The 24,201-nt window shown below is 63.7% G+C and carries 27 protein-coding genes and 1 pseudogene; 10 read left to right on the top strand and 18 right to left on the bottom strand.

From position 1 onward, the window contains the following. Positions 1-21: 21 nt before the first annotated feature. Both DCO48_RS17475 and DCO48_RS17470 read left to right on the top strand, forming a co-directional pair. Positions 22-1,212 carry a multidrug effflux MFS transporter gene (locus DCO48_RS17475; RefSeq protein ID WP_116551863.1) on the top strand — a complete coding sequence of 397 codons (1,191 nt, stop codon included), beginning with the start codon at positions 22-24 and terminating at the stop codon, positions 1,210-1,212. 28 nt (positions 1,213-1,240) lie between these two features. Next, positions 1,241-1,807: a TetR/AcrR family transcriptional regulator gene (locus DCO48_RS17470; protein ID WP_116551860.1), complete on the top strand. Its 567-nt coding sequence runs from the start codon at positions 1,241-1,243 to the stop codon at positions 1,805-1,807. 16 nt (positions 1,808-1,823) lie between these two features. On the opposite strand, the pseudogene DCO48_RS17465 reads toward DCO48_RS17470, so the two are convergent. The 3 genes and pseudogenes from DCO48_RS17465 to DCO48_RS17455 all read right to left on the bottom strand — a co-directional run. Continuing rightward, positions 1,824-2,195, bottom strand: a pseudogene (locus tag DCO48_RS17465) (ABC transporter substrate-binding protein); the annotation flags it as partial. Positions 2,196-2,347: 152 nt separating this feature from the next. Next, a complete protein-coding gene (locus tag DCO48_RS17460) occupies positions 2,348-3,544 on the bottom strand; it encodes an LLM class flavin-dependent oxidoreductase (RefSeq protein ID WP_116551859.1) in 1,197 nt (398 codons plus the stop codon). 11 nt (positions 3,545-3,555) lie between these two features. Beyond that, a complete protein-coding gene (locus tag DCO48_RS17455; RefSeq protein ID WP_116551858.1) occupies positions 3,556-3,753 on the bottom strand; it encodes a hypothetical protein in 198 nt (65 codons plus the stop codon). Between the two features lie 286 nt (positions 3,754-4,039). On the opposite strand from DCO48_RS17455, the gene DCO48_RS17450 reads away from it, so the two are divergent. The 6 genes from DCO48_RS17450 to DCO48_RS17420 all read left to right on the top strand — a co-directional run bounded on the left by DCO48_RS17450 (position 4,040) and on the right by DCO48_RS17420 (position 9,115). Beyond that, positions 4,040-5,113, top strand: coding sequence for a sigma-54-dependent Fis family transcriptional regulator (locus tag DCO48_RS17450; protein WP_116551857.1), 1,074 nt, complete (start codon positions 4,040-4,042; stop codon positions 5,111-5,113). Positions 5,114-5,427: 314 nt separating this feature from the next. Continuing rightward, positions 5,428-5,832 (top strand): TraR/DksA C4-type zinc finger protein, encoded by a 405-nt coding sequence (locus tag DCO48_RS17445; protein ID WP_116551856.1) that lies wholly within the window; start codon positions 5,428-5,430, stop codon positions 5,830-5,832. A 179-nt stretch (positions 5,833-6,011) separates the two neighbouring features. After that, positions 6,012-7,568, top strand: coding sequence for a methyl-accepting chemotaxis protein (locus tag DCO48_RS17440; protein WP_116551855.1), 1,557 nt, complete (start codon positions 6,012-6,014; stop codon positions 7,566-7,568). 116 nt (positions 7,569-7,684) lie between these two features. Then, positions 7,685-7,900, top strand: coding sequence for a hypothetical protein (locus tag DCO48_RS17435; RefSeq protein WP_116551854.1), 216 nt, complete (start codon positions 7,685-7,687; stop codon positions 7,898-7,900). Positions 7,901-8,417: 517 nt separating this feature from the next. After that, positions 8,418-8,885: a hypothetical protein gene (locus tag DCO48_RS17425; protein WP_116551852.1), complete on the top strand. Its 468-nt coding sequence runs from the start codon at positions 8,418-8,420 to the stop codon at positions 8,883-8,885. Between the two features lie 2 nt (positions 8,886-8,887). Next, positions 8,888-9,115: a hypothetical protein gene (locus DCO48_RS17420; protein WP_116551862.1), complete on the top strand. Its 228-nt coding sequence runs from the start codon at positions 8,888-8,890 to the stop codon at positions 9,113-9,115. Here the strand turns inward: DCO48_RS17420 and DCO48_RS17415 are convergent. The 7 genes from DCO48_RS17415 to DCO48_RS17385 form a co-directional block, all read right to left on the bottom strand. Then, positions 9,109-9,474: a Na+/H+ antiporter subunit G gene (locus tag DCO48_RS17415; protein WP_116551851.1), complete on the bottom strand. Its 366-nt coding sequence runs from the start codon at positions 9,472-9,474 to the stop codon at positions 9,109-9,111. The two genes, DCO48_RS17420 and DCO48_RS17415, sit on opposite strands and share 7 nt — an antisense overlap. Next, positions 9,471-9,749 carry a K+/H+ antiporter subunit F gene (locus tag DCO48_RS17410; protein WP_116551850.1) on the bottom strand — a complete coding sequence of 93 codons (279 nt, stop codon included), beginning with the start codon at positions 9,747-9,749 and terminating at the stop codon, positions 9,471-9,473. The genes DCO48_RS17415 and DCO48_RS17410 overlap by 4 nt, the downstream gene beginning before the upstream one ends. Next, positions 9,746-10,234, bottom strand: a complete 489-nt coding sequence (locus tag DCO48_RS17405) for a Na+/H+ antiporter subunit E (protein ID WP_116551849.1) — start codon at positions 10,232-10,234, stop codon at positions 9,746-9,748. The genes DCO48_RS17410 and DCO48_RS17405 overlap by 4 nt, the downstream gene beginning before the upstream one ends. Further along, complete coding sequence (locus DCO48_RS17400; protein ID WP_116551848.1) at positions 10,231-11,916, bottom strand: monovalent cation/H+ antiporter subunit D; 1,686 nt, start codon at positions 11,914-11,916, stop codon at positions 10,231-10,233. Before DCO48_RS17400 ends, DCO48_RS17405 begins: the two co-directional genes overlap by 4 nt. After that, positions 11,913-12,257 (bottom strand): Na+/H+ antiporter subunit C, encoded by a 345-nt coding sequence (locus DCO48_RS17395; protein WP_116551847.1) that lies wholly within the window; start codon positions 12,255-12,257, stop codon positions 11,913-11,915. The genes DCO48_RS17400 and DCO48_RS17395 overlap by 4 nt, the downstream gene beginning before the upstream one ends. Then, positions 12,257-15,172, bottom strand: a complete 2,916-nt coding sequence (locus DCO48_RS17390) for a monovalent cation/H+ antiporter subunit A (RefSeq protein WP_116551846.1) — start codon at positions 15,170-15,172, stop codon at positions 12,257-12,259. The genes DCO48_RS17395 and DCO48_RS17390 overlap by 1 nt, the downstream gene beginning before the upstream one ends. A gap of 152 nt (positions 15,173-15,324) precedes the next feature. Next, positions 15,325-16,269 (bottom strand): DMT family transporter, encoded by a 945-nt coding sequence (locus DCO48_RS17385; RefSeq protein WP_116551845.1) that lies wholly within the window; start codon positions 16,267-16,269, stop codon positions 15,325-15,327. A gap of 82 nt (positions 16,270-16,351) precedes the next feature. Here DCO48_RS17385 and DCO48_RS17380 point away from each other — a divergent pair, with 82 nt between their 5' ends. Then, positions 16,352-16,915: a helix-turn-helix domain-containing protein gene (locus DCO48_RS17380; protein ID WP_116551844.1), complete on the top strand. Its 564-nt coding sequence runs from the start codon at positions 16,352-16,354 to the stop codon at positions 16,913-16,915. Between the two features lie 64 nt (positions 16,916-16,979). On the opposite strand, the gene DCO48_RS17375 is transcribed toward DCO48_RS17380, so the two are convergent. The 7 genes from DCO48_RS17375 to DCO48_RS17345 form a co-directional block, all read right to left on the bottom strand. After that, positions 16,980-17,378 carry an ACT domain-containing protein gene (locus DCO48_RS17375; protein ID WP_116551843.1) on the bottom strand — a complete coding sequence of 133 codons (399 nt, stop codon included), beginning with the start codon at positions 17,376-17,378 and terminating at the stop codon, positions 16,980-16,982. 178 nt (positions 17,379-17,556) lie between these two features. Continuing rightward, a complete protein-coding gene (locus tag DCO48_RS17370; RefSeq protein ID WP_116551842.1) occupies positions 17,557-18,204 on the bottom strand; it encodes a TIGR04211 family SH3 domain-containing protein in 648 nt (215 codons plus the stop codon). A 221-nt stretch (positions 18,205-18,425) separates the two neighbouring features. Next, on the bottom strand, positions 18,426-19,709 hold the full coding sequence (locus DCO48_RS17365) for an MBL fold metallo-hydrolase (protein WP_116551841.1): 1,284 nt from the start codon (positions 19,707-19,709) through the stop codon (positions 18,426-18,428). A 31-nt stretch (positions 19,710-19,740) separates the two neighbouring features. Next, positions 19,741-20,868 carry a hypothetical protein gene (locus tag DCO48_RS17360; RefSeq protein WP_116551840.1) on the bottom strand — a complete coding sequence of 376 codons (1,128 nt, stop codon included), beginning with the start codon at positions 20,866-20,868 and terminating at the stop codon, positions 19,741-19,743. Then, positions 20,865-21,527 carry a hypothetical protein gene (locus DCO48_RS17355; protein ID WP_116551839.1) on the bottom strand — a complete coding sequence of 221 codons (663 nt, stop codon included), beginning with the start codon at positions 21,525-21,527 and terminating at the stop codon, positions 20,865-20,867. The genes DCO48_RS17360 and DCO48_RS17355 overlap by 4 nt, the downstream gene beginning before the upstream one ends. Positions 21,528-21,698: 171 nt before the next feature. Then, the gene (locus DCO48_RS17350) at positions 21,699-22,115 is read right to left on the bottom strand and encodes a hypothetical protein (protein ID WP_116551838.1); all 417 of its coding nucleotides are present in this window, start codon (positions 22,113-22,115) and stop codon (positions 21,699-21,701) included. Between the two features lie 80 nt (positions 22,116-22,195). Continuing rightward, entirely contained in the window at positions 22,196-22,696 is a 501-nt protein-coding gene (locus DCO48_RS17345; protein ID WP_116551837.1) for a DUF2938 family protein, read from the bottom strand. A 76-nt stretch (positions 22,697-22,772) separates the two neighbouring features. Between DCO48_RS17345 and DCO48_RS17340 the strand changes: the two genes are divergently transcribed. After that, positions 22,773-23,429: a metalloregulator ArsR/SmtB family transcription factor gene (locus DCO48_RS17340; protein ID WP_116551836.1), complete on the top strand. Its 657-nt coding sequence runs from the start codon at positions 22,773-22,775 to the stop codon at positions 23,427-23,429. Positions 23,430-23,517: 88 nt separating this feature from the next. Here DCO48_RS17340 and DCO48_RS17335 read toward each other — a convergent pair whose 3' ends face one another. Then, positions 23,518-24,198, bottom strand: coding sequence for a streptomycin biosynthesis enzyme StrG (locus DCO48_RS17335; protein ID WP_133247618.1), 681 nt, complete (start codon positions 24,196-24,198; stop codon positions 23,518-23,520). Positions 24,199-24,201: the final 3 nt, after the last annotated feature.

Raw genomic sequence — 24,201 nt, 5'->3', positions numbered from 1 at the left:
CAATCCCCCCCAGCCCCCCACCTGAAATTCGCCATCGCCCTGGCCTTGATCGGCGCCCTGGGCCCGTCGGCCATCGACATGTACCTGGCCAGCATGCCCACCATCGCCCTGGAATACGCCACCTCTTACGCTGGGGTTCAGCTCACCCTGACGGTCTTCCTGCTGGCCCTGGGCGCTGGCCAGCTGCTGTTCGGCCCGGTAGTCGATACCTTCGGCCGCCGCCGCCCGCTGTTGATCGGTCTGGGCATCTTCATCCTCAGTTCCCTGGCCGCCGCCCAGGCCCCCAGCCTCGACACCTTGCTGCTGGCCCGCTTCGTTCAGGGCCTGGGCAGCGCCCTGACCCTGGTGGTGATCATGAGCATGGTCCGCGACGTCGCCGAAGGTGCCCGCGCCGCGCAGATCTTCGCCCTGCTGATGACCATCGTCGGCCTCTCGCCAGTGATCGCTCCGGCACTGGGCGGCTTCATCGGTGCCCACTTCGGCTGGCGTGCGGTCATGCTTACCCTGGCCGCTCTCGGCGCATTGGTACTGCTCAATTCCGTCTGGGTCCTCAAGGAAACCCTGCCCGTGGCCAGGCGCCTGCGATGGTCGTCGCGCGACATCCTGCGTACTTACGCGCGCATCGCCGGCGATGGCCACTTCCTGCGCCCGGCGCTGGCCCTGTCGGCAGTGTTCTTCTTCCTGTTCGCTTACATCGCTGGCGCCGCGTTCGTCTACCAGAGCCACTTCGGCCTGTCGGTGCAAACCTTCGGCACGCTGTTCGGCGCCACTGGCGTGGCGGTGCTGCTCGGTGCCTTCACGGCTGGTCGGCTGGTCGCACGCAAAGGCCTGGCGCGGCTGGCCCAATGGGGCGCCACGTGCATGCTGCTGGGCGCGCTGCTGGTGCTGTTCGGCGCATTCAGCGCCGCCGGGCTGTACGCCATCGTCGCCGGCATGGCCGTGGCGATGTTCGGCCTGGGCATTGCCGAGGCTACCCTGATGTCGCTGGTGATGGCTTCGCAACACCGTGCCCTTGGTTCGACCGCCGCCCTGCTCGGGGCGTTGCAGATGACAATTTCGTCGTTCGCCACGCCGTTGTCGGGCATCATGGCGCCGCTGGGGACCGGCTACTGGGCAGCGCTGCTGGCCGGCTCGGCCGTCGTGGTGGCACTGCTGGTGCGCGCCAGTACCCGCAACCTGCCGATTGAATTGAACAGCCTGGCCGGGCACTGAGCGCCGGGTAGCGAAGGAGAAGCCTGCAATGAGAAGCCTGACGCCCTCGGCGGAGAAAATCTGCACGGTCGCCGTCGAGCAGTTCGCCGCGTTCGGTTACGACGCCGCTTCGCTCAACGATATCGCCGTGGCGAGCGGCTTGCGCAAGCCTTCGCTGTACGCGCATTTCAGCAGTAAGGACGATCTGTTCGAAGCCGTGCTTGAATGCGCACTGGCTGCCGAGCGGGCGCACATTGAAGCCTGCTTCGCCGAACCCGAGCCGACACTGCCCGGCGCCCGCTACAGCCACACCCTGGGCGAACGCTACGCGGCATCGGCGCACCTGCGCTTCCTGCTGCGCTCGGCGTTCTTTCCGCCGGCGCCGCTGCGGCCGCTGATTTCCGCGGGGTTCGAAGATTATCTGGCGCGCCTTGGCGAGTTGTTCGAGCAGCAACTGACAGAGACCGATGTGCTGAGTCGGCAGCGTTGCCGCGATGCCTACATGGGGATCGTCGATAGCCTCAGCGTCGAGCTGATCTACGCCGGGCAGGCAGCGTATAGGCGGCGGCTGGAGGCGTTGTGGTGGATGTTCGAGGGGGCGCTCGGGCAGGCCTGATGCACCAGCGCGCTGCGCTGGGCATGCCGTTGGCCATGTCGATCTGCCCGGCCCGCAGCGCCGCTAGGCGGGAAACCTGGTCCTTGAAGTCGATGATCTCCAGCTCGGCGGCATATGGCCGCGAACGCTTGTAGTAGTGCTCGAAGCGGCGGAACACCGAGCGCTGGCCCGGGGTGAAGCTCTTCAGCTTGTACGGCCCGGCGTCCACCGGATTGGTCACCGGGTGATAGTCCACCGGCACGATACCGCCAAAGTTCACCCAGGTTTCCGGCAGGGCGAGGAAGCTGCGACCCTCCTTGAAACTCAGGCGCACGGTACGGTTGTCGAGCTTGACCAGGTTGTCGCGGTCCACCCAGTGCAGCAGCCCCGCTGGCCTCGGCAAACTCGGGCAGGGCCAGGCGTGGCTGGCCGCTGGCGACCGCCGCCGGCTGCTCGTTCGGCCCACAACCGCCGAGCAGGCTGCTGCCAAGCAACAGGCTACCACTCAGCGCCAGGCCCTGGCCGAGGAAGCGGCGGCTGTAATCGTCCGCGTTCATCGCTTCAGGCCCCCGCTGCGCGCTGCACCGGCGCGTCGCTGGCGATCCGCCGCAGCGGCTTACGTTCGCCACGGAAGTGCGGCAGGATGTGCTCGCCGAGGCGATAGGCTTCTTCCAGGTGTGGGTAACCGGCGAGGAAGAACAGCTCGATGCCCAGCGCATTGTATTCACGAATCCGCGCCACCACGTTGGCGTAGCTGCCGACCAGGGCCAGGCCTGGTGGGATGCCGATATAGCTGAAGCCGGCCCAGACGTTGGGGTAGATAAAGAAGTCATCGAACGGCCGGCTGTCTTCCTTGCTGCGCAGTTCATGCTCGTAGCTCAGCGTGCGCGCGCTACGCAGCCCGGCATGGGCCGCCACCGCCTTGGCCGCGCCTTTGGCCACGCCTTCGTCGAAGAAGCGCTTGGCTTCGGTCAGGGCCAGTTCCTCGGTTTCGCGGGTGATCACGTCGATCGACAGGCCGAAGCGGATAGCGCTGCGCCCGTACTTCAGCGCCCGTTCGCGGATATCGGCAATCAGCGCGCGGATCTCGTCCGGGTGCTCGGCGCGCATCAGGTAGAAGTCGGCATGCCGGGCGGCAAACTCGCGCGCGGGGATCGACGAGCCGGCGGTGCAGATCAGCGGCAGCTCGGCTTTTTTCTGCGGACCGCGCAAACCGCCGCCTTCGGCTTTATAGAAACGTCCGTTGTAGTGGAAGTTTTCCGAATGCCAGTAGCCCTTGACCACGTCCATGAACTCGATGGCGCGCTCGTAACGCTCGTCGTGGTCGCTGAAATCGCCGACCTGACGCTGCACGGTGTCCGAGCCGCCGTTGATGATGTTCCAGATCAGCCGGTTGCCGCTGGCGCGCTGGTAAGTGGCGGCCTGCTGCACGGCCACCCACGGGCTGTAGTGGTAGGGCTGGAAGGCGCTGACGTAGTTCAGCGTACGGGTTTCGCGGGCCAGCAGCGAGCACACCGTCCACGGCTCCTCGCCGGACGCTGCGTTGACCATCAGCGCGCCGCCGAAGCCATTGATCTCGGCGGCGCGGGCGATCTGCCCGAGGTAGTCGATGTAGGTGAAAGGGTCACCCACCTGGAAGCCCGATACGGCGCCGGTGCTCTGCGGGCTGGCGTGCCAGTCGCCACGATTGCGCGGGTCGCCGGGCAGGAACTGGGTTTCGCCGTGCAGTGGCAGGCGGGTAAAGAATTCGATGCTCATGCGTGGGCTCCTTATTGCACGCTCGGGTTGCAGATCGGGGTGATGGGCTGGTCGTTGAACACCTTGCGGGCGAACGGCAGCGAGTCCTTGCGGTTGTTCAGCAGCAGGTGTCCGTCGTGGACGCCGAGGCCCTGATAGTCGCTGGCCAGGACGGAGATCGACAGGGTCAGCAGGCTCACACCGAAGGCGAGGGCATGGGGCAGTTTCATCGGGGGTCCTTGAGCGAAACAACATTGCCAAGGCCTTGAGCGAAATGCGTGCCAGCCTTCGATAACTGCCGCGCAGCCCTTTGAAAACGGGCGTTCGATGCAGATGTGCGGGTGTGCCAGAGGGGCTGGATGCTGATCGACAGACATCCGCTGTTGCTCGATTGCTGCTGGCGCAGCAATACTGCTTGATAGTTGAAAATGGAATATACAAAGACTAATTAATAATTATTTGTTCTATTTTGTTTCGTGCACTATGGGCCTGCGCTATTAATGCCAGGAATGCACCATGTCGCTGATTACCCATCCCAACGCCAGGCAACTGACCAAGTCCGTTCGTGCCACCGTGCTGGTGTTCAAGGACCCGCGCTCGCAGGAGCTGCTGAGCCGCATCGAGCGTCTGGCGCCGAGCGAGGCCAACACGTTGATCATCGGCGAAACCGGTACCGGCAAGGAGTTGGTCGCGCGGCATATCCACCAGCTCAGCCGACGTGGCCGCGAACCGTTCGTGGCGGTGAACTGCGGGGCGTTCGCCGAAACCCTGGTGGAGAGCGAGTTGTTCGGCCATGAGAAGGGCGCCTTCACCGGCGCCACCAACAGCAAGGCCGGCTGGTTCGAGGCGGCCAATGGCGGCACGCTGTTCCTCGATGAAATCGGCGACCTGCCGCTGAACATGCAGGTCAAGCTGCTGCGTGTGTTGCAGGAGCGTGAAGTCGTGCGCCTCGGCTCGCGCACGCCGATCCCGATCAATGTGCGGCTGGTGGCGGCGACCAACGTCAACCTGGCCGATGCGGTGGTGGCCGGGCATTTTCGCGAAGACCTGTTCTATCGTCTGCACGTCGCCACCATCCGCCTGCCACCGCTGCGCGAGCGGCCCGGAGATATTCTGCCGCTGGCCGAGTTCTTCCTTGAAGAGCATTGCCAGCGCCTCGGCTACAGCCGCGCGAGCCTGAGCCTGGAAAGCGAGCGCAAGCTGCTCGGGCACAGTTGGCCGGGGAATATCCGTGAGCTGGAAAACGCCATTCATCACGCCTTGCTGGTGTGCCGTCAGCAGGTGGTGCAGCCCGCCGACCTGCACCTGGTGGATATGCGTTCGGTGGGCATCCGCCAGGAAGAACGTGCGCAACCGCTGCGCCTGCCGGCTGCGCCGGCGGACCTTGAAGCGGCGTTGATTGCCCTGTTCGAGCAGAATATTCCCGAGCTGTACGAGCATATCGAGGAAACCGTGTTCCGCACGGCCTATCGTTTCTGTCATGGTAATCAGCTGCAGACTGGGCGTTTGCTGGCGATCAGCCGTAATATCGTCCGTGCGCGGCTGGAGAAAATCGGTGAACTACGGCGCACGGACGAAGCCGTGATGTGAACCGAGCCGGGTTTATCCGGTCTGTTGCCAGGGCAAGTGTGAGCGGATATGTCGATTGAAATCAGCGCCCAACCCGTGCCAGTCTGCACCCGACTGCCACGGGCGAAGCCCTTTGTGGCGGATTACGCTGGGCAAAAGGGCTTTTTCGGACAAAACCCCTGTCATTTCTGTTGCCCACCGCGAATCTCGGCCTTAGACTGCCGCCCCCTGTAAATTGAGTGCCGGAAGGTGCTTGAAGAATTCCGTCGCCGCAGAGGCTATCTGCGGGGGCACCCGATTCGCCTTAATGCACGTATTTTTTTATAGAGAAATCAATGACAAAGGAAAAGTTACTGGCCATGCCGGCCGATGACTACATGAACGCCGAGCAACTGGCCTTCTTCACTGCGCTGTTGCAGTCGATGAAGATCGAGACCCAGGAACGTATCGAGCAAAGCCGTGTAGCCATCGAGAGCCTGGATACGCCTGCCGATCCTGCCGATGCCGCCTCGGTTGAAGAAGAGCGTCACTGGCTGGTCAACGTTATCGACCGCGATCAGCGTTTGCTGCCGCAGTTGGAAATGGCACTGGACCGCATTGGCGACGAGAGCTTCGGCTGGTGCGACGACAGCGGCGAGCCGATCGGCCTGAAGCGCCTGCTGATCAGCCCGACGACCAAATACTGCATCGAAGCGCAAGAGCGCCACGAGCAGATCGACAAGCACCAGCGTCAGGCCTGATTCGCGCGGGTCGTCGAGAAAAGCCCCGGGGGTAGAACCCTGGGGCTTTTGCATTGTGCCTGTCGCGGGGCTTGAACGGTTCATTGCTCTGCATCAACACCCGGCCAAGGCAGCATAGCTAATGGCGTAATAGTGGCGTTTAATACCGTCACAAAAACGACATTGCTGGAGCCCACGTTATGATGCGAGAAGGATCTCTGCCTGGCACGGTTTTGCAAAGCCTGGTACTGACGGCGCTGCTGTTGGCCATGGCCTTCGCCGAGGTGTCGGTATACCTGTGCCTGCCACTGGCATTACTGACCCTCTGGCTGCCACGCCTGCGGCGCGCGCCGCAGCCGATTGTCGACGCTGGCGATCCGCTGGCCGAACTCACCCGCGACCTCGCGCAAACCACCAGCCATAATGCCTTGTCCGCCGCCGGGGTGGCCTTCGCGGTGCGCCAGCTGGCCGATAAATTACAGTCGCAACTGAGTTCTGCCGCGCAGATCGTCAGCAGCGCCGAAGTCATGATCGGCACCGAAAAAGTCACTTCTACGCTCAGTCAGCAAGCCCTGGTGGCGGCCCGCGAGGCCCACCAGAGCAGCGCCGCCGGGCGCACCGTGCTGGCCGAGTCGATCCAGCGCATGCACCAGTTGAGCAGCCGTGCCAGCGCCAGCCGCGAGCTGATCGAGGCGCTGCATCAACGCAGCGAAGACATCGCCCGAGTCACCCTGGTGATTCAGACTATCGCCAGCCAGACCAACCTGCTTGCGCTCAACGCCGCCATTGAGGCCGCACGCGCTGGCGATCATGGCCGCGGTTTCGCCGTGGTCGCCGACGAAGTGCGCGGTCTGGCCGGCCGGACCGCCAGTGCCACCGAGGAAGTCGGACAGATGGTCGCCGATATCCAGCAACGCACCGCTCAGGTGGTGGAACAGATCCGTACGCTGGCAGATGACCTGCACAGCGGCGTCGATCAGGTCGAGCATACCGGCGAGCAGCTCGACAGCATCGCCGGGCTGGCGGCCGGCGTCGAAGAGCAGATCGGCGAGATTGCCGAGGGCACCGAAACCACCCGCGTCCAGCTCGATAGCCTGTTCGCCGCCGTGGCGCAGATGCGCAGCGATCTGGAGGTCAGCGACCAGCAGACCCAGCGCCTGGCCGAAGCGGCGGTGCAAATGGAAGGGCAGGCCGAAAGCATCAGCGAGCGCCTCGCCGAGGTTGGCCTGGACGACTATCACCAGCGCGTCTATGACCTGGCGCGGCGCGGTGCGGAACAGATTGCCGAACAGTTCGAGCGTGATATCGACCAAGGTCGCATCAGCCTCGACGATCTGTTCGACCGGCAGTATCAGGTGATGCCCGGCACCCGGCCGACGCGTTATCACACCCGCTTCGACCAGTACACCGACCAGGTATTGCCGTCGATCCAGGAACCGTTGCTCAAGGAGCATGAAGGGCTGATCTTTGCCATCGCCTGCACCCAGCAGGGCTATGTGCCCACTCACAACAATGCCTTCAACCAGCCACTGACCGGCGACGAAGCCAGCGATACTGCGCATAACCGCAGCAAACGCAAGTTCGACGACCGCACCGGCATCCGCTGTGGCAGCCACCAGCAACCGGTGCTGCTGCAGACTTACACCCGCGATACCGGTGAACTGATGCACGACCTGTCGGTGCCGGTTCAGGTCAAGGGCCGACACTGGGGCGGCCTGCGTCTGGGCTACAAACCGGAGCGCATGGCGCGGGCCTGAGTCGGGTTTGTTACCGTTGATGCAAAACAGCTATGCGGGGGATAGCTTTTTCCGTTGCTGACACGGCCGTATCATGTGCGCATCGTTAGGTTGCTAATGAAATTCCGGAGGGAATCATGCATAGCAAAGTCGATGTGGCCGTGATGATCGGCAGTGGCGTGCCCATGTCGTTTCGTGCCATTGGGGTACGCGTGTGCTGGGTGGTGCTGGTGAATGGCGAGCGCCGCGGCACTGCGTTCGCCAGCCGCAGCGAGGCGATGGAGTGTCGCGCGGCCTGGCTGGCGCAGTTGAACCCTGAGCCGGCGACGCAGGCTGCGCGTCACGCCTGCTGAGTCAATGTTCCAATGTGCGGGCCAGGGCGCAGGCGGCGTTGTGCGTGCGCCGGAAACCTTTGACTCGCCCGGTGGCATACTCGGTAATGTGGAAAAATCCCCTGCCGGCAGGGATGACGACGTACCGTGGGAGGTAAATTAGCCTACATCGAACAGGAATTTCGCCTTCGGCTACTCGACGGGTTTCTGTGTTTTCGTGCATATTCCCTTCCTTGTGCAGTGAGAGTGCTTACCCCAAAGCCCACCTGTCGCGGACTTTCCTTCAGCTATCGCATTTTTTCTGCAGTTTTAATGTCAGAAATCGCGGTGCCTGTTGGGGAAATCTGCTGAAAAGCTGCCGTTCGGCGTTGTCTGACAGAAAGTCGTGCGCTTTCTTGCGATATCAGCCGCCAATCGGCTCAGGCTTTTCCTGCACGAATTCACTAGTCTTTCAGACTCCTAAATCGAACAGCCGGCGTGGTCGCGGAGCCTCGGTGCCCGCCCGACGACGGTGTAAAAGTGTGTTGAGGAATTTTCATTGGCAGTCAGCAATCTGGATATGCATGCCCTGTTCGTGCTTGGTGACCTTCGGGCCAAGCTGGTCAAACAGTTCCAAGGGCGGTTCGTCTATATCGCCGAGCAAAGCCCGGAAGGCGTTTACTTCGCCGAGATCGATACCGCAGATGCCCTGGTGGTCGATGACAAGCAGCGCCTTGAGCTGAAAGTGGGTGATCATTTTCGCGCCGCCGTGTTGCCCAGCCGTGAGGGCGGCAAGATGGAAATTCGCTTTCGCGAGATCAAACTGACGGTGTATGGCTTGGGCGACTACGCCTTTGTCTCGGTGCCGGAAGGCGAAGGGATCGTGTTCCGCGAAGGGCAGGGCGTGGTCATGGTCTTCGCGGCTCACCAGCAGTTGCTCGAAGGCCTGACCAAGCCGCTCAAGGCAGCCATTGGCAAAGCGGCCAAATGGCGCAAGGGCGAATTGACCTTCAAGGCCAGCGAGTGAGCGTGCACGATCACCGCCCCGCGCGGCCCGACCGCGCTGCGTTCCATGCGCAACATCAACTGCGCGCCGAGGTCCAGGCCCGGGAATGGCTGGCCCGCCGCGAAAGCTTGCAAGGGGCATGGCTCAACTGGGTGGCGGCGCAGCTGTATCAGCTGAGCCCCGCCGAATATGCGGCCATGGTCCGCCGCGAATTGCAGCGCCAGGCCGCCGCGCCCGGTGCCGATCAGTGACCGCGATCGCCGCTGCTGCTGACTTCTTCCGGTACGTCGTCACCGGCCATGCGCTTACGGAACAGCGCGGCGCGGGCCAGCAGCAGGGTGGTCACCGGTACGGTGATCGCCAGCAGGATCGGGATCAGCCACGCGTGTAGCACCGGCGATGCCTTCAGCCCGGAAAAATACAGGATCGAGGCCAGCGCTACGCACCAGGTGCCCAGGGTCGAGGCCAGCGCGGGCGGGTGCATGCGCTGGAAGAAATCCTTTAAGCGCAGCAGGCCGACTGCGCCCGTCAGGGCGAACAGGCTGCTGACCAGCAACAGGATCGCCGTGCACACTTCCAGCCACAGTGGCAGTTGATGGGCCGCAGTCATTCGATCACCTCGCCGCGCAGCAGGAACTTGGCCAGGGCGAACGAGCCGACAAAGCCGAACAGCGCAATCAGCAGTGCCCCTTCGAAGTAGGTGTCACTGGCGTAGCGAATGCCGAGCACCAGCATCATCAGCATCGCCAGGATGTACAGGTAGTCCAGCGCCAGTACCCGGTCCTGGGCCGAGGGCCCGCGGAACAGCCTTACCAGGGTCAGGGCCATGGCCACGGCGAAGATCAGCAGGCTGGCGAGGATGGCGTTGTCGAGCAACCCGGTCATTCGAAAATCTCCATCAGTGGGCGTTCGTAGGTGTCCTTGAAGTGCTGGATGAATGGCGCTTCGTCGTCCAGTTCGAACACGTGCAGCAACAGCACACTGCGGTCCAGGGCCAACTCCGACCAAATGGTACCGGGTACCACGGTGGTGATCATCGACAGCGCTGCCAGGCCATGGGCATCGCGCAATGCCAGCGGGATGCGGACGAAGCGCGAGTGCGGTGGATGCTGCTTGGCACGCCATACCCCGCGGGCCACCTGCAGGTTGGAAACCAGCACATCGATACCGACACGGCCGATCAGGCGCAGGATCACCCCCGGGCGGCGGATGCGTACCGGCAATGGCCGCAGCGGTGCCATCAGCAACGGCGCGACAACGCCGAGCAAGGCGCCGAGCAACAGGTTGCCCGGGCTCAGCGAAAGGTTAAGTACCAGCCACAGCAGCCACAAGGCCAGGGACAGCAGCGGGGCGGGGAACAGTCGTTTCATGGTTGCACCTGCCCGGCAAGGTTATGCGCGGTCGGGCCCGCAATGGCCCGGGTGCTGAACACCGCGTCGACGTAGTGTTGCGGATCCTGCAGCGACGCGGCGGTGTCCTGGGTGTAGCGCAGCAGCGGTTCGGCCCGCACGCTGAGCAGCACGCACAGGCCGAGCAGCAGCACGATCGGGATGCACTCGTTGCGCCGCAGCAGCGGCGAAGGGCGCTCCTGTGGCGTCCAGAAGCGCTGGATGCCGACGCGGGTCAGGGCGATCAACGAGGCCATGCCGGAAAGGATCAGCAGCGCCAGCAGGGTCCAACCGGCCAGCGACAGCGCTGGCCCGGGCGGCCCGCCCAAACCTGCTGGGTTGAATAGCGCGCTGATCAGGCTGACCTTGCCGATGAACCCCGACAACGGTGGCATGCCGATGATCAGTAGCGCGCAGGCAATGAAGCTGAGGCCGAGGAAAGCCATGGTCCAGGGGATCACCTGACCGATCACGGCCTTCTGTTCGTCGTCGAGGTTGATGCCCTTGGGCGGCTGCAGCGATTCGAGCGGCGGTGGCAGGTTTTCGCCGTCGTCCTCCAGCGGGATCTCGTTGGCCGAACGCGAACGCTCGATCAACTCGGCCAGCAGGAACAGCGCGCAGAGTGCCAGGGTCGAGCTGACCAGGTAGAACAGCGCACCGGCGGTCAGCGCTGGCTGGCCGAAACCAATGGCCGCCAGGAGGATCCCGGCCGAGACCAGGATGCTCAGGCTGGCCATGCGCTCCAGGCGCTGCGCGGCCAGGATCGACACGGCTGCCACGCCCAGGGTGGCCAGGCCGCCGTACACCAGCCATTCGCCGCCAAAGAACGCCGAAGCCCCGGCCTGCCCGGAGAACAGCAGGGTCCACAGGCGCAACACGGTGTAGATGCCGACCTTGGTCATGATCGCGAACAGTGCGGCCACCGGGGCGCTGGCCGACGAGTAGGCCGGCACCAGCCAGAAGTTCAGCGGCCAGATCCCGGCCTTGGCCAGGAACGCCGTGGCGAGGATGGCTGCGCCGGCATGCAGCAGGCCGCGGTCGGCTTCCGGTACCAGCGGGATCTTCAGCGCCAGGTCGGCCATGTTCAGCGTGCCGGTCACCCCGTAGAGCATCGCCGCGCCCACCAGGAACAGCGACGAGGCGAGCAGGTTGATGGCGATGTAGTGCAGGCCGGCCTTGACCCGCGCCCGACCGGAGCCGTGCAGGATCAAGCCGTAGGAGGCGGCCAGCAGGACTTCGAAGAACACGAACAGGTTGAACAGGTCGGCGGTCAGGAAGGCGCCGTACAGGCCCATCAACTGGATCTGGAACAGCGCATGGAAACTGGAACCGGCGCGGTCCCAGCGTGCGCTGGCGAACATCAGCGCACTGACCCCGACCACCCCGGTGAGCACCAGCATCAGCGCCGACAGACGATCGACCACCAGCACGATACCGAACGGTGCCGGCCAATTGCCTGGCAGGTAGACGCCAATCGAACTGGCCTGGCCCTGCTCCTGCACCCACCACAGCAGGCTTACGGCGATGCCCAGCCCGGCCAGGCTCGACAGCAGGTTGATTTTCGCCTTCAGCGGGCGGTGTTTTTCGCCGAGCAGCATCATGATCGAGGCGGTCAGCAACGGCAGCAAAATCGGCGCGACGATCAGTTGGTTCATCAGGCTCATTCGCTGGCCTCCCGACCATCGACGTGGTCAGTGCCGGTCAGGCCGCGCGAAGCCAGCAGCACGACCAGGAACAACGCGGTCATGGCGAAACTGATGACGATGGCGGTCAGCACCAGGGCCTGAGGCAACGGGTCGGTGTAATTGAGCAGGTCTTGCGGCACGCCGTCCTTGATGATCGGCTCTTTGCCGATAAACAGGCTGCCCATGCTGAAGATGAACAGGTTGACCCCGTACGACAGCAGGCACAGGCCCATGATCACCTGATAGGTTCGCGGCCGCAGGATCAGCCAGACCCCCGAGGCGGCGAGCACGCCGATGGCTATTGCAATGACTTCTTCCATCAGGCGGCTCCTGTGCAGGTGGGTTTGGCCTGGGCCCCGGGCCGGTGGCTACGCACCGACTGGTGGGCCAGCGCAGTGAGGATCAGCAGGGTCGAGCCGACCACCACGGTGAACACCCCGATGTCGAAGAACAGCGCGCTGGCGACGTGGATATCGCCGAGCAGCGGCAGGTGCAGATGAGCTGTGTGGGTGGTCAGGAACGGATAGCCGAAGACCAGCGCGCCAGCCCCGGTGAGAGTCGCGCACAGCAGCCCGGTGCCCATCCAGCGCAGCGGGCGCAGGCTCATCTGGGCCTCGACCCACTGGGTGCCGGCCACCATGTACTGCAGGATGAATGCCACCGACATCACCAGGCCGGCGACGAAGCCGCCGCCGGGCAGGTTGTGGCCGCGCATGAACAGGTACATCGAGACGATGAAGGCAATCGGCAACAGCAGGCGCACCAGGGCAGCCGGAACCATCATGAAGCCCAGCGCGGTATCGGCAGCATTGCGCGGGTTGACCAGGTCGGTGACCACGTCCGGGGCCAGTAGGCGTTGCTGGGCCGGCAACTGGATACTCTCCTTCGGTGGGCGAAAGCGGCGCAGCAGGGCGTACACGGTCAGGGCCACGGCGGCCAGTACGGTGATTTCGCCGAGGGTGTCGAAGCCGCGGAAGTCCACCAGCATCACGTTGACCACGTTGCTGCCACCGCCTTCGGGCAGGGCGCGGCTGAGGTAGAAGGTGGAAATGTCGTTCGGCGTTTGCCGGGTGAGCATCGAGTACGACAACACGGCCATGCCACTGCCGACCAGCATCGCCAGGATCAGGTCGCGCAGACGCCGCAGGCGCGCGCGCTCCTGGCTGCCGGGCAGTGGCGAGACACCTTCGATTCGCCGTGGTAACCAGCGCAGGCCGAGCAGGATCAGCACCGTGGTGACCACTTCCACCACCAGCTGGGTAAGGGCCAGGTCGGGCGCAGAGAACCAGACGAAGGTGATGCAGGTCATCAAGCCGCAGACGCTGACCATGGTCAGGGCTGCCAGCCGGTGGTACTTGGCTTGCCAGGCGGCGCCCAGGGCGCAGGCAATGGCGATCAGCCAGAGCATGACGAATACGCTGGAGCCGGGAATCTTCGGCCGGTCACCCCAGCTCAGGCCGCTGTGCAGCATCGGCAGCAAGCCGGCGAGGAAGGCCATCAGCACCAGCATGAACAACTGCTTCTGCAGGCGACGGGTGGTCAGGCTGCGTTCGACCCGGCGGGCGATACGCATCAGTAGCACCTGGCCGTGTTCGAACAGGCGCTTGCCATTGAACCGTTCGATCAGCGGCGGATAGCTGAAGCGGCCAAGCTTGAGCTGGTTGCGCAGTGCCAGGTAAAGCAGGATGCCGCCGCTCATGGCGATCAGGCTCATGATCAGCGGGGCGTTCCAGCCGTGCCAGATCGCCAGGCTATAGTCCGGCAAGGTGCCGCCAACCACCGGCAATGCGGCGGCGGCCAGCAGCGGGCCGACCGACTGTGCCGGGAAGATCCCCACTACCAGGCAGGCGAGTACCAGCAGCTCGACCGGCGCGCGCATCCAGCGTGGCGGCTCGTGCGGGGTATGCGGCAGCTCGCTGGCCGGCGGGCCGAAGAACACATCGACGGTGAAGCGCAGCGCATAGGCCACGCTAAAGGTGCCGGCAAGGGTGGCGATGACCGGCAGCGCCGTTTCGACCCAGGCGGTGGAACTGATGAATACGGTTTCGGCGAAGAACATTTCCTTGGACAGGAAACCGTTCATCAATGGCACACCGGCCATCGCGGCACTGGCAACCATGGCCAGTGTCGCGGTGAACGGGATCAAGCGGAACAGCCCGCTGAGCTTGCGGATGTCGCGGGTGCCGCTTTCGTGGTCGATGATCCCGGCGGCCATGAACAGCGAGGCCTTGAAGGTGGCGTGGTTGAGGATATGGAACACCGCGGCCACCGCGGCCAGCGGGCTGTTCAGGCCGAGCAGCAGGGTAATCAGCCCCAGGTGGCTGATGGTGGAGTAGGCCAGCAGGCCCTTGAGGTCGTTCTGGAACATCGCCGCATAGGCGCCCAGCAGCAGGGTGCAGGCGCCGGCGCCGCCGACGATCCAGAACCATTCTTCGCTGCCGGAGAGCACCGGCCACAGCCGGGCCAGGAGGAACACCCCGGCCTTGACCATGGTCGCCGAGTGCAGGTAGGCCGAGACCGGCGTGGGCGCCGCCATGGCATGCGGCAGCCAGAAGTGGAAGGGGAATTGCGCGCTTTTGCTCAGGGCACCGAGCAGGATCAACGGTAGCAGGATTGGGTAGAGGGCATGATTGCGGATGAGTTCGCCAGCAGCCAGGACCTTGTCCAGGTCATAGCTGCCGACGACATGGCCGAGCAGCAGCACCCCCGCCAGCAGGCATAGTCCGCCGGCGCCGGTTACCATCAGGGCCATGTAGGCGCCACGGCGGGCGTCGGCGCGGTGGTGCCAGTAACCGATCAGCAGGAACGAGAACAGACTGGTGAGTTCCCAGAAGAACACGATCTGGATCAGGTTGCCCGAGATCACCAGGCCGAGCATGGCGCCCATGAACGCCAGGAAGAAGGCAAAGAACCGCGGTACCGGGTCTTGCGGCGACATGTAATAGCGCGCGTACAGCGACACCAGGGTGCCGATACCCAGTACCAGCAGCGAGAACAGCCAGGCGAAGCCGTCCATGCGCAGGACCAGGTTCATGCCCAGGCTCGGCAGCCAGAGGATTTCTTCGCGGATCACGCCGCCGTCGGCGACCTGGGGGTACAGCAACGCCACCTGAACCGTGCCGACCAAGGCGACGAGGCCGGCCAGCAAGGATTCGGTGTTACGTGCGTTGTGCGGCAAAACGGCCGCCAGACAGCTGCCAACAAACGGCAGAAGCAGTAGAACTATCAAGGACATAGATTTCTAATCTGCAGAGGTTTGTAAGGGATCATACGTGGCGCCCCGTCGATCACCAACCCGCAAGCTGTCGCAGAATCCTACAAGGGCGCGCCAATAAAGCATTTTTTTATAACAGTTTTTTACCAAAACCGAGGTGTCGCTGGCCGGGATTATCCTGCCTCGCGCTCTTCTCGCGCAGGTTCGTCGAGGTTGTCTGTGACATCGCGGCGTCTTACCTTCAGTTCGCTGACGATCACCGCTACTACGATCAGCAGCCCGCCGAGCAATGCCAGCACCGGCAGACGTTCGCCGGCAATGCGCCCGACGATGCCGGCCCAGACTGGTTCGCCTGCGTAGATCAGCGTAGCTCGGGTTGGCGAAACCGACTTCTGTGCCCAGTTCATCGCCACTTGGATTACCGCGCTCATTGCGCCCAGGCCCAGGGCACTGAGGGCCAGCAGCCAGGAGAAGTCCGGCAGGCGTTCCTGGGTCGGCACCACCATCATGAACGAGAGTGCCGAGGCGGTGGCCAGTTGCACCACGGTCACCCGGCGGACGTCGACCGTGCCGGCGTAGGTGCTGATCAGGATGATCTCGGCAGCGATAGCCACGGCGCTGACCAGGGTGGCAATTTCGCCGGGGCTGAAGTGGATCGAGCCTGCGGCCGGGCCAGCCAGCAGCATCAGCCCGGCAAACGCCAGGCCGATGCCCAGGCTTGGCATCAGGCCCGGACGGCGGCCGAGCACCAGCCATTGCAGCAGCGGCACGAAGGGCACGTATAAGGCGGTGATGAACGCCGACTGGCTGCTGCTGATGGTTTGCAGGCCGACGGTCTGTAAGCCGTAGCCGAGCATGATCGACGCGCCGATCAGCACGCCGGCCTTGAGTTCGAGCGCGGTCAGCCCGGACAGCGAGCGCCAGCTGACCAGGCCGACGAACAGCGCCGCCGCAGCAAAGCGCAGGCCGACGAAGAACATCGGGCCACTGACCGTCATCACGTTGTGCACCAGCAGGAAGGTTCCGCCCCAGAGCAGGGTGATGAACACCAGCACCAGTTCTGCTTTGCTCAGCCGGAAGGAAAGGGAGGGGCGTTGCCGGGAAGTCGTTGGGGTCATGGCCTTGCACGCAGGGGAGGGGCGACGCACAATGCGCCAAAGTGGGCAGTATACTGCGCAGCCCCTACCAGTGAGCAATATAGTGCACAAAGATTCCAGTCAGCGCGCCTCCGTGCTGCAACACGTCAGCCAGAACATTCGTCGTCTGCGCCATGCCGCCGAGCTGAGCCAGAGTGCCTTGGCGGAAAAGTCCGGGGTGAGCCGGCGGATGCTGGTGGCGATCGAGGCCGGCGAGAAGAATGTCAGCCTGACCACCCTCGACCGGCTGGCCGAGGCGCTTGAGGTAGCGTTCAGCGACTTGATCCAGGCGCCGGACAACCGCGATCCGAGTCGGATCAACGAGTTGGCCTGGACCGGCGTGCATCCTGGGAGCAAGGCCACACTGCTGGCGAGTTCTGCTGCCAGCCGCGAGGTGGAGCTATGGGAGTGGCGCCTGGAGCCGGGCGAGGTGTACTCGGCCGAAGCCGACGCCGATGGCTGGAGCGAGCAGTTGTATGTGTGCGAAGGCGAGCTGACCCTGGTGATCGAGGATCAGCAGCATCGCCTGGCGGCCGGCGAGTTCTACTCGTTCGGCAGCAACCGGGTGCATGCGTATCGCAACGATGGGGCGGTGGCGACTCGCTTTGTGCGCAACGTGGTGATCTGAAGGTCTCGCCCCACGTACGGGGTGCCCTGTGGGCGCTGGCCTGCCGGCGACCGTGGCAGAGGGATCAAGCCTGCGCCGCCAACCCTTCGAGCACCGCCATCGCCCGCTGCGCATCGGCCTGCGCGACAAAAATATGGTCGTGATAAAACGCTGCCAGCACATTGCAACTGATCCCGGCTTGCCCCAGTGCGCTGGCGAACGCCGCCGTCAGCCCCACAGCCGCCAGCGACGAATGCACGGTCAAGGTGATCCACGCCGCCTCGTAGCTGAAGCTCAACCCTAGCGCTGCAGCCCGTTCGCGCTGCAGAATCAGGGTCAAGCCTTCGGCCTCGCGGAAACTGCCGATGACATCGCCCGGTGCAATCGCGCCCCAATCGCCGACCGTGCAGAACACATAGGTGCCTTGATTCAGTTGTGGCCGCATGCTGCGGATCAAGGTGGCCAACGACGTTTCAGCAGACATCCGTAGGTTCCTGAAATCAAAAGCGGGCCGCCACTATGGCAACCCGCGCGGTCTCAGCAAAACGAATATTACTGATGAAGCATAAGCCCTGCTTCTATAGCGCGTTGCAGCCCCCCCTCGGCGGCGTACGCCGGGCCGTGAACTGCGCTCGCCGAATGCGGCGAGGGGCCCCTTGAGGTTAAAACCAGCGATCGTTGCGCTTACGCCCGCGACTCAGCATTGGCAGGAGCAACCCCGCCAGCAACCCGGCCCCGGCAATCCCGCCGCCGTAGACCATGTAGCGCATCAGCACCTGCTTGTTTTCATCGCCCAGCTTTGCCTGGCTGGCCCGCAGTGCCGATTGCGCTTCGCCCAGTTCGCTGTTCAGTGCCTTGCTGCGCGCTTCCAGCTCATCGATCAGCGCCTTGCGCGAATCCAGCGTCTCCTGCATGCCCTGCACGCGGATCTTCCAGCGGTCGTCGACGTTTTTCAATTCGGCGCTCAATTGCGCCACTTGCGCGGTCAACTGCGGCAGCCGCTCGGCCTGGCCGGGCACGCTCTGCAGGTCGCTGCTGGCAATCCACACGGTGTCGCCGGACTCGCCGCGCACCTGGCTGTAGCTGCCCTGGCTGCTCAGCAGTTTGACCTTCTGCCCGGACGTGAGCGTGCCCACCAGCCGATGGCCATCGGTGGGCCCGCTGCGCACGTAGGTGGTCAGGTTGTCGCTGACCCAGCGAGCGTCGCTCGATGCCTCTTCGGCATGCACGGGCAGGGCGCTGGTCAGCAGCGCGGCAACCAGTGCCGGCAGTGCCACGCGGCGCACCCCGGCGGTACGAATGTTCAGCATGGTTATCATCCCCATGAACGAAAAAATGAAAAGCCACTGGCCGCAGGCCTGCCGCCACTGGTGACTGGGTGACTTAAAAAGGGGCGATAACCGTTGCACCTCCCCGTGGCTTGCCATGGCCGGACCATGCACAAGTCACCAGCGCAAAGACCATTTTTATCGAGGCTGGTTCACTGGGGAAACAACATGAGAGAAGACGGCGGCCCGCTGCCGGGCCGAAATCACCAATCCAGATAGACGTCGCCGCGGTGGGTTCCGGGCGGGTGTTCGCAGGTAGCCCTGACCTCGCCGGTTGGCAGGCCGACACCGGGGCTGGCGGGGTTCCAGCCGGCGTGATTCCAGGCGCTGTGTTGCTCAACGCTCGCCGCAGTAGGATGGCGCACGTGAGTCGGACCATGTCTGTTAGACGGGCCAAACGAGTAGGCCAGCGTCGCGCCGTCGAGGTGTCGGGTCGGAATGTCAGCTGCCTGACTTTCCAGGCGAGCGCCATGATGTGGAACGACTAGGCCCTTGAGGGGGTTAACGTCCAAGTGCTTGAAGTACGAGTAGTCACAGTCGCCAGGCAGGAGCATGCTGGCAGTGCGCTGGGGGTTGTCAATGCAAAGCACCAGACCGCCGTCGTTGCGCGTACTGCGGTTAGTGCCCTGTGCGAGCCGCAGTTGTCGGCCACTGGCCAGAGTAACCTGTGCAACGGTCTCGCCCATTTCCAGGAGGATGAGATTGCCTTGCTTGATGCTATCCGCGAAGGCCTTGTGGCTCGGGCCGACCACTTGCTTGGGGGCGATCCAGATCTTTTTCAGTAACTCTCGATTGTGCTCAAGCGTCGCTCCGGCCCAGTGATCGCCATCCCAGTGCGACAAGATCACTACATCGACATTGTCTGCCGGCAAATCGATGTTGGTCGGTCGGGTGTGCTGGTTGCCGTAGACACCTGCACCGGTATCGAAGTACAGCGAAGATGACTGCCCGTCACGTATTAGGCCGTTCGCACTACCCTGGCCAACATCGAAGACGATCACGCGCTCACTGTCGATTTTGCCAAGCAGTGCCGTGATGGTTGGGTTCAGCTCTGAAGTCGGCGTCCCGAGGTCGAACGTCTTCGTAAGTTCTGGGCTGCGCTCGCAGCGCCGCACTTTGACCGCCACCGGTGTCGAGCGGGCCGACTGGTTGGCATACAGAATGGCCCGTTGGCCATGAGGATTTAGATGTAAGGTGTACCAGGTGGAAATATTGTGGAATCGAAAGCGCTTCAGACGCTGGAATCGTCTGGTCTTCATCGCCATCTCAAGGTGAAACAATGGCATCTGCACGAAATCTTCCGACGTCAGAGGATTGCCCCCCCGAGCAGCAAGGCGGTTATCCATCCACTCGGCATCGACCATATCGAAAGTGACGCGTACCATCCTGTTGCTGGTGGAGTACTCGATGTCGTCTATTCGGGCATAGCCAACCTTAGGCAGAGGCGGCAGAACCGCATCTTCATCAACGCTGAAATATGGGTTCACGGCTTATTTCTTCCTTGAAGGTCAGACGCACTCAGCGCAACGCATGCGCGGCAATCAGCCGGTCGCCGCGTATCTCCAACTCCATCACCACCGGCTCATGGCCCTGGGTCGGAGTCAGGTAGCCCTGCAGTTGCTCGACATTCGAGCGCGCCTGGGTAATCAGCGGCATCACGTGTTTCTCGGTGGCCAACTCGATGGCCAGCTTGTTGGCCTGAATCACCGAACGGCTTTCGAAGCGCGAATTCAGTTTGCCGGCCTGACCGCCGATAGCCTCGTTGAACCGTTGTGGCTGCCCGTCGCGGCCAAAGAAACTCTCGGCCAGCGCACAGAGCGCTTGCTGACGCCGTTCGATACGTTTGTAGTCATCCGTCCTGGCGCCGAGCATGCGGCAGATCGCCGAACGCCCGGCCAGGCACAACTGCCATTGTTCGGCGTAGGCGCGGAAATCGTCCTGTTGCTTGTTCAGGTTGTCGGTGAGCTGGCGGGTGCCGAACATCTCCGGGTTCTTCATGTCGCTGACCAGGCCAATGGCCGTGTCCATATCTTTGGCCAGGTGCAGTTGAATGCTGGTCAGGTCTGTCTCGAAACGCTCCAGCTGGCCCAGCACGGCAGGCGCCAGATCGCCTTCGAGAATTGACGGTGCCTCCTGGCGAAGATAGGTGAGCATGCCTTCGATGGTGCTGCGGCGTTCGTTCTGCAGGTGGGCCTCTATGCGCTCGATGCCCTGTTTGATTTCGCTCAGTTTGGCACTGATGTCGGCCAGATGTTGCTGTGCGACCACGACCGAAGCGATCTGGAACAGTGCGGCAGTATTGACCAGCGTCTTCAGCCGGTCGCTTTCGAACAGCCGAGCGTGTTCGACGAACTTGCCATTCTCGTCACGCACGAAGGCGCGCAAGCCGTTGCCGTCGGCGGCCTTGGCCAGCGTGCCGTTGACCTCCACGCGCAGGTACTGGCTGCTGGTGACCTCCTGGCGGGTCAGCAAACCCGGCAGGGCCTGGACGATGCTGCCCAGGCGGCTTATGCCCGACTCTTGAATGTCGAGCTTTTCCCGGCGGGCGGCGCTGGCCGCACTGCTGCTCGGCAAACTCTCGACACGCATGAGTTGCTGGTCCTGCGAGCAACCGATGGCCCAACTCTGGTTGGCAAGCGGGTTCATGCCTGGCCTCCCTTGTAGCGCAGGTAGGCGATCTGCGTCACGCAGGGCACGGTGATGCGGTAGGCCTGCTTGGCCAGGCCGTGTACTCCGGCGACGCCAAGCACCGCCGCGCCGATGGGGTTGGCGACCAGCACCCGAGGCACCATCGCTGCCGCCGCGCCGGCGATGCTCGAACCTTTGAGGGTCGACTTGAGTGCGTCGAAACCAAAGCCGGACGCAGAGCCGTAGGTGCTGCCCTTGAGCGGTTCGGCGGCGGCGCGCAGCAATGCTACATGCTCGGCCTCGGTCATCGAGGTAAAGCCCTTGTCGAGTTGGGCGACGAGAATCCGCCGCTCCACGGTAGTGATCGAGTCGTCCTTGTTCTGCGTCAGGCCCAGGTGATCAGCAACATCGCGCACCACTTCCTCATACGACACGCCATCGCGGCGCACCAGGTTGACCAGGCTGTTGCCACCGAACAACTTGATTTCGTGGACGATCAGTTCAATCGCCGTGCGTGTGTAGCGCCGCTGTTCCCAGGCCTGTGCCAGCGTCGTGCGCACTGCCGCAGCCAGCGCCAGGCGGCCGTTGCCTTGATCGGTGAGGTGGTCGACGAGCACCTTGATGTCTTCTGGGGCGGCTGCCAGCAGCAGCTCGGTCAGCTTTGATTCGATAGGCATTCCTGTCTCCTGAGCGACGCCGGCTCTGTTTGCCGGCAATAGTGGCTTATAGGCCCTATTCAGTCCAGAAGTCGCTGGATCCAATTGCTGCGCAGCCGCCGGCGGTATGCGCCGTGGATTGACGTCTGAGCAGCTGCGCAGGGGGAGGTGGCGTGCAGGCCGCGCCGTTGATCAGCGCGGCGCCAGCCACTGGGCGAAGCGCTGGTCGAGCAGCGGCTTGAGCCGGTCGAAGTTGTCCCAGTTGTCGAGCACCGCGAAAGGGCTGGCCAGCACCGCTTCGACGTCGGCGAGGAACGCGCTGTTGTCGCCATTCAGGTAGTTGGCGACGAAGGCATTGCCGCGGGCGTTGAAGTCTTCGTCGACCAACTGACCGTCGCAGCAGTAGCGCAGGAACGCGCCGGGGGTGAGCAGGCGCTCGGCCAGCGCTTCGATTTCGGCATCGTAGTCGGCTTCGAAATCGCGGCTGAGCAAGCCCTGGAAAGCTGCCCAGGCCAGGAAAAAACCGCTCGGGTGGGCCTGCACCGGGTGGCCTCGACGCAGTCGACACTCGTCGTTCGGGGTTGGCCAGGAGGCGTCATCGTACTTCATGTAGCCTGTCCTTTTTTCGGGTTTGTTGTTCGTCCTGGCCGCTAGCTTACCCTTTACACAGCGCTTTGCGAGCTTCGGCCCTAGATGAGCGGCGCAACCAGCTGCGCCGCGACATACAGGCTCAGGCCAAAAATGCCGTGGGCCAGCACGCTGCGCAGGCGCGCGGCGTTCGGTTGCGGCGTGTTCGACGCCGCTACACCGAGGCCCATACCTGGCTGCATCAGCAGAAACGGCGCCACCAGTGTGCCCAGGCCCACAGCCAGGGCTGGCAGCAGGCTCGGGCTGGCCGCCCAGTCGATACCGCACAACGCCAGCAGCAAGCCGGCGTACAGCACGCCGATCAGGTAGTGCGCGCCCCAGCCGATCAAGCCTTCGCCGGCCAGCGCCGGTGCCCGGGCAATGCTTGCGTGGCGCCACTGGCCCTTGAGGAAAATGTAGCCGAACCAGCGCCCGACCAGCGGCCAATTGGCCACCTGCATGCCGAGTACACGTTTTTGCAACAGCGCACAGAGGTCGGCGAGGGCGGTGGCCAGTACACCGATGAGGAGGGCCGGCACAGCAAAATCGAGCAGTTGCGACATAAAATACCCCTTGCTGGTTGTTTTATGAACATTCAATTAATTGATTGAATGATTGGTCAGTGCTAGCGTTCTGTCAATGAACGAATCCCCGACCGATGTTTTCTCCGACCTCGCCGAGCTGGCGCGCACCCTTGGGCATGCGCACCGGCTCAAGCTGCTGTCGCACATTGCCCAGGGCGAGCGCTCGGTCGAGCGCCTTGCCGAAACCTGCGAACTGTCGGTGGCCAATGCCTCGCAGCATTTGCAGCACCTGCGCCGCGCCGGCTACGTGCAAACCCGTCGCGATGGCAAGCGCGTGCTCTATCGCCTTGGCGAGGGACCGATCGGCAATGTGCTGGCGGCCTTGCGACAATTGGCCGACTTCAACCGCCAGGCGATTCGCGAGCTGCTGGCCGACAGCCGGGCGCGGCAGGATCGTCTGGAGGCGATGTCGCGGCTGGAGCTGATCGAACGCTTGCAGGAGCACAGCGTGACCTTGCTCGACGTGCGCCCGGCCGAGGAATTCGCCAGCGGTCATCTGCCCGGTGCGATCAATATTCCGCTGGCCGATCTTGAGCGGCGGCTGGGCGAGCTGCCGGCGCAGCAGGAAATCGTCGCGTACTGCCGCGGCCCCTGGTGTGTGCTGTCGGTGGAGGCGGTGGCGGCGCTGCGCGAGCGCGGCTTCAAGGCACGCCGGCTGGACAGCGGCTTTCCGGATTGGCAGGCGGCAGGGCTGCGGGTCGAGGTTGACTGAGGGGCCCTATCGCGGGACCCGCCCGCTCCCGCAGGAAATGTGTCGACCCTGTAGGCGCGGGCTCGCCCCGCGATCGGCTCGGCGCATGCTAAGGCCAGGTTGGCAGAGGTGAAGGACGGGCTTCGCGCAGGCGCTCGAAGCTTGCCGTGGTGCCACGATGGCAGGCAAAACGCAGGTCCATGCTGACCCGGCTGATGTCGGTATGGTTGTACAGCGTGCCATGCGCCAGATAGCCGCCATCGAAGACCAGCGCTTGCCCATAGCGCAATGCAATCGGGCTGAAGTCCGCCCGGCCATACCCGGTTTCGACATGCATCGCGCTGCCCTCGTGCACATCGACGAAGGGCACCCACACCGTCAACTGGTCGCTGCGTCGGGTTACCTGGGCATCGCAGTGCCAGGCACTGACACTGCAGGTCTGCGCCAGATGAACGCGCCATTTCGGCTGGTTGGCGTAGGCGATCTTGCCGCCAAACGCGGCGGCAATCACGTTGCGGGCAAAGGCATGGTAGGCCTGGTACAGCGGGCAGTCATCGGCCAGCCCTTTCATCCGTTCGCGCAGGCGCAGGTTGGCCTGATAGCCGGCGCGCTCATCGCTGCGCCAGCGGTCACGTTCGGCCTGCGCCAGATGCAACTGGGCCAGTTCGCTTACCCCGTAGACGTCGCGTGCGACGATCTGCTGGAAGGGAAACGCCGCCGTGTCGTACTCCACCTTGGCCATCCACACCCCACACGGCCCGCCAGCACGCTGGTGACGAAAAAGCTCCATGGC

The sequence above is a fragment of the Pseudomonas sp. SDI genome, from assembly GCF_003105155.1.
GTDB lineage: Bacteria > Pseudomonadota > Gammaproteobacteria > Pseudomonadales > Pseudomonadaceae > Aquipseudomonas.
The sequence above is the reverse complement of the archived record's forward strand: the minus strand, read 5'-3'. Positions and strand labels throughout refer to the sequence as shown.

Bases quoted from the DNA above. Each gene is read 5' to 3' on its own strand.
- DCO48_RS17470 (WP_116551860.1), top strand. From the start codon at position 1,241: ATGAGAAGCCTGACGCCCTCGGCGGAGAAAATCTGCACGGTCGCCGTC.
- DCO48_RS17460 (WP_116551859.1), bottom strand. From the start codon at position 3,544: ATGAGCATCGAATTCTTTACCCGCCTGCCACTGCACGGCGAAACCCAG.
- DCO48_RS17455 (WP_116551858.1), bottom strand. From the start codon at position 3,753: ATGAAACTGCCCCATGCCCTCGCCTTCGGTGTGAGCCTGCTGACCCTG.
- DCO48_RS17450 (WP_116551857.1), top strand. From the start codon at position 4,040: ATGTCGCTGATTACCCATCCCAACGCCAGGCAACTGACCAAGTCCGTT.
- DCO48_RS17445 (WP_116551856.1), top strand. From the start codon at position 5,428: ATGACAAAGGAAAAGTTACTGGCCATGCCGGCCGATGACTACATGAAC.
- DCO48_RS17440 (WP_116551855.1), top strand. From the start codon at position 6,012: ATGATGCGAGAAGGATCTCTGCCTGGCACGGTTTTGCAAAGCCTGGTA.
- DCO48_RS17435 (WP_116551854.1), top strand. From the start codon at position 7,685: ATGCATAGCAAAGTCGATGTGGCCGTGATGATCGGCAGTGGCGTGCCC.
- DCO48_RS17415 (WP_116551851.1), bottom strand. From the start codon at position 9,474: ATGACTGCGGCCCATCAACTGCCACTGTGGCTGGAAGTGTGCACGGCG.
- DCO48_RS17410 (WP_116551850.1), bottom strand. From the start codon at position 9,749: ATGACCGGGTTGCTCGACAACGCCATCCTCGCCAGCCTGCTGATCTTC.
- DCO48_RS17405 (WP_116551849.1), bottom strand. From the start codon at position 10,234: ATGAAACGACTGTTCCCCGCCCCGCTGCTGTCCCTGGCCTTGTGGCTG.
- DCO48_RS17400 (WP_116551848.1), bottom strand. From the start codon at position 11,916: ATGAGCCTGATGAACCAACTGATCGTCGCGCCGATTTTGCTGCCGTTG.
- DCO48_RS17395 (WP_116551847.1), bottom strand. From the start codon at position 12,257: ATGGAAGAAGTCATTGCAATAGCCATCGGCGTGCTCGCCGCCTCGGGG.
- DCO48_RS17390 (WP_116551846.1), bottom strand. From the start codon at position 15,172: ATGTCCTTGATAGTTCTACTGCTTCTGCCGTTTGTTGGCAGCTGTCTG.
- DCO48_RS17385 (WP_116551845.1), bottom strand. From the start codon at position 16,269: ATGACCCCAACGACTTCCCGGCAACGCCCCTCCCTTTCCTTCCGGCTG.
- DCO48_RS17375 (WP_116551843.1), bottom strand. From the start codon at position 17,378: ATGTCTGCTGAAACGTCGTTGGCCACCTTGATCCGCAGCATGCGGCCA.
- DCO48_RS17370 (WP_116551842.1), bottom strand. From the start codon at position 18,204: ATGCTGAACATTCGTACCGCCGGGGTGCGCCGCGTGGCACTGCCGGCA.
- DCO48_RS17360 (WP_116551840.1), bottom strand. From the start codon at position 20,868: ATGAACCCGCTTGCCAACCAGAGTTGGGCCATCGGTTGCTCGCAGGAC.
- DCO48_RS17355 (WP_116551839.1), bottom strand. From the start codon at position 21,527: ATGCCTATCGAATCAAAGCTGACCGAGCTGCTGCTGGCAGCCGCCCCA.
- DCO48_RS17350 (WP_116551838.1), bottom strand. From the start codon at position 22,115: ATGAAGTACGATGACGCCTCCTGGCCAACCCCGAACGACGAGTGTCGA.
- DCO48_RS17345 (WP_116551837.1), bottom strand. From the start codon at position 22,696: ATGTCGCAACTGCTCGATTTTGCTGTGCCGGCCCTCCTCATCGGTGTA.
- DCO48_RS17340 (WP_116551836.1), top strand. From the start codon at position 22,773: ATGAACGAATCCCCGACCGATGTTTTCTCCGACCTCGCCGAGCTGGCG.
- DCO48_RS17335 (WP_133247618.1), bottom strand. From the start codon at position 24,198: ATGGAGCTTTTTCGTCACCAGCGTGCTGGCGGGCCGTGTGGGGTGTGG.